The following is a 1131-nucleotide window of genomic DNA, read 5'->3' on the forward strand; positions in this document are numbered from 1 at the left end:
ATCAAAGCGAGGTATAAATGATGTCCCAAGAAGATCGTACTCTAAATCTCTTAAATAACCAAGTCTTACATAGTAGAGTAGAATTTTTGATCATTATGTTTCTGTTATTGCACTTTGCACACTAAAGAACCATCTTAACCTCTATTTATTGGGGGAAAGTGCTCAGAAGACCCGCATCATTAAAAAGTAAAATGCCTTTTTGGGCATCAAAAGCAGCCCCCTGATAACATTTTCAGGAGGCTGAGTGTTTATTTGGTAAATATAAATTAGCACTCGTAGTTGTTGTTAGTGACAATCACAAAAAGTATTAGGACTGGAGATCTTCGATTTCCGGCACCTTAAAATTCTTACGCTCAAGATTGGCAACGATCTTATCTAGTTTGTCGTGAGAAACATCGGCTGGGAGAGTAAACATCGTCCGGTGCACCAGTTCGCCAGCTTGAACGTCCAAAGTGATACAGCTTGAAATTGAAGTGTATTTAGTGATGATTTTTGCCATTTCCACTAAGTCGCCCCGTTCATCACTGGAAACAACAGTAAGAACGTAACTGCCAATGTTAACATTCCATGATTGTGAGAGCATTTCTAGAAGTCTGTTATGTGTGAGAATACCATAAAAATTATTTTTTTCATCAAGCACAGTGATATAAGGCAGGTCACGGATAGTAAAGAAGACACTGAAGAAAGCAGAGTCAAGTGAAATAAATTTTGATGCATTCTTTAGCAAGTGCGTGACAGGTAAAGCCATGTCACCGCCACGAGATTTGTGACGATAAATATGCATTTTGTAAATATTACCCCGGAAAATTTTTCCACTTTTGTCCAAGATGGGAACACAACGATAGCCAGAGTCTTCTAGGACGTCTAAAGCTTGTTGCAAGGTAAAATCTTCTTGAACTGTAGTTAATTCGTTTTTTGGTTTGATCAAAGTTTTGAGTAGCATATGATTTCCTCGCTTTTATGAAAAATGATTTATTATAATTTAATGATAACACATTGTTAAACTAAAACACTATAAAAACAAGTTCTTTAAATTTATGAAGTACAAATCAAAAACTAGTTTTTAATGACTTGCTAATTTATCGATGCAGGTGTTAGAGAGGACGAAAATGGGTCTAAACTTTTTAGTGT

The 1131-nt window shown here is 35.9% G+C and carries 1 protein-coding gene; it reads right to left on the bottom strand.

Features of this window, described 5'->3' with window-relative positions:
• Window positions 1-307: 307 nt before the first annotated feature.
• Entirely contained in the window at window positions 308-943 is a 636-nt protein-coding gene (gene cbpA / locus FC65_RS10770) for a cyclic di-AMP binding protein CbpA (protein ID WP_010499634.1), read from the bottom strand.
• Window positions 944-1131 lie beyond the last annotated feature (188 nt).

The sequence above is a fragment of the Ligilactobacillus acidipiscis DSM 15836 genome (genome assembly GCF_001435755.1).
GTDB lineage: Bacteria > Bacillota > Bacilli > Lactobacillales > Lactobacillaceae > Ligilactobacillus > Ligilactobacillus acidipiscis.